Source organism: Caballeronia terrestris (assembly GCF_001544515.1).
GTDB lineage: Bacteria > Pseudomonadota > Gammaproteobacteria > Burkholderiales > Burkholderiaceae > Caballeronia > Caballeronia terrestris.
Genome location: NZ_FCOL02000363.1, coordinates 1 through 1,602, shown reverse-complemented (window position 1 = coordinate 1,602; position 1,602 = coordinate 1). Strand labels below are relative to the sequence as shown.

The 1,602-nt window shown below is 61.5% G+C and carries 2 protein-coding genes and 1 pseudogene; 2 read left to right on the top strand and 1 reads right to left on the bottom strand.

Translation table 11 applies throughout. The annotated features are described in order from the left end of the window. Positions 1–238: pseudogene (locus AWB67_RS40400) on the top strand (DUF3564 family protein); the annotation flags it as partial. A 155-nt stretch (positions 239–393) separates the two neighbouring features. Here the strand turns inward: AWB67_RS40400 and AWB67_RS37420 are convergent. After that, positions 394–702 (bottom strand): hypothetical protein, encoded by a 309-nt coding sequence (locus AWB67_RS37420; RefSeq protein ID WP_087660814.1) that lies wholly within the window; start codon positions 700–702, stop codon positions 394–396. A gap of 469 nt (positions 703–1,171) precedes the next feature. Here AWB67_RS37420 and AWB67_RS37415 point away from each other — a divergent pair. Continuing rightward, positions 1,172–1,602 (top strand): alcohol dehydrogenase catalytic domain-containing protein (locus AWB67_RS37415; RefSeq protein WP_159965160.1); only part of this gene is annotated, 431 nt, incomplete at its 3' end.

Here is a 1,602-nt window from a genome sequence, read left to right as displayed (position 1 = left end):
CCTCGGTCGCTGCGCCGATAAGAACGGCTCACCGATCACCGACGGTCCATCCGAAGGCGCCCGCGGAAGCGCCACGTATCATGGCTGCATGGGCCCGGTTCCTCGCACGGCCCACTGGCATGTCCAATGCCTTGATCTGGAAACGACCGTCGCAGAACGTGAGATTTTCTCCGACGAGCACGAGTCTGCCCAAAGAGTAGCGGACGGCCCTCACGACACGGGTGCTCTCGGCATTTGAGTGCCGCTGCGAAAGAGATGGCTACGGCGCCGCGACTTCCAATGCCAGTCAAGGGAGTCGACTGCCGGCTTCCAAAAAGAAACGTTGACCGTGCCGTCTCTTCCTTCAAATGATTGCTTCGCATGACCGGCATCGCCTTGCGCCGGATATCTACTCTATCGGGCGGCGGCCGAATCACGCTCGAGCAATCGGATCGCACTGTCGAACGCGCGGTGTACCGCTGCATTCGGATCCGCGTCCGTACAGTGCTCGACGGGTATCAATCCATAGTCGCGCGTGATGAGGTCCAGACGCGCGTCGTAGAGCGCGCGTCCGCCCTGGTCATGCAACGCCTCGATTGCGAGATGGCAGCCGGCGATGCGCTTCGCGAACCGCTCCAGCCGTACCAACTCCGCTCCGGCCTCCCCCTCTAGCGCCGCCGAGCCGGCAAACCCGAAGCAGGCAATCTGCATTCCTACACCCATCTTGGCCTCCGCATCATCGCCCACCAATGTGTTGGTCGCTTTTTCGAACTCCGGCACTCATCGGGCCCAAAACACCCTTTTCGAGTCCGAATTGCGAACGAGCGGCATGAAGCGATTCACCGCATAAGCCATCTTCCGGCTTCGCGTCACGAGGCGATTGACCTGGGTCAAGCATCGCGCTTGCGCTGCTGCTTACTCGCTGGACGGACTTCCGATGCTCCTTCAAGAAATTACTAAAGGTCACCTCGTTTAGTTCAATCCGCTCAGCATAGGTCAATACAGTCAGCCGGAACCACCATCGGCATAGCGCCCGCTCCTGTCCACGCTTGCTCCGGCTCATGGCCGCCCCGCTACGTCGCGGGGGGAGATGGCTCCGCTTGACCTAAGTCAAGGCTGTCGGACCGCCGTCGCCGATACTGGGGAGGTCGTGACGCTACCCACGGCCACCGTTCGGCAATCGGAGAAATCAATGGCAACGTCGATGAAAGCTGCTGTCGTGCATGCATTTGGCGAACCTCTTCGTATCGAGGAGGTGCTTGTGCCAACGCCTGCCCGCAACCAGATCCTCGTGAAGATCGCCGCGTCAGGCGTGTGTCACACCGACCTGCACGCGGCGGACGGCGACTGGCCGGTCAAGCCCGCGTTGCCGTTCATTCCCGGGCACGAGGGCGTTGGCTACGTCTCTGCGGTCGGAGCCGACGTCAAGAGCGTCAAGGAGGGAGATCGCGTTGGCGTGCCGTGGCTGTATTCGGCATGCGGACACTGCGAGCACTGTCTGAGCGGTTGGGAGACGCTCTGTCACGATCAGCAGAACACGGGCTATTCGGTGAACGGCGGATACGCCGAGTACGTGCTCGCGGATCCGAACTACGTCGGCCATCTGCCTTCGCAGGTCGGCTT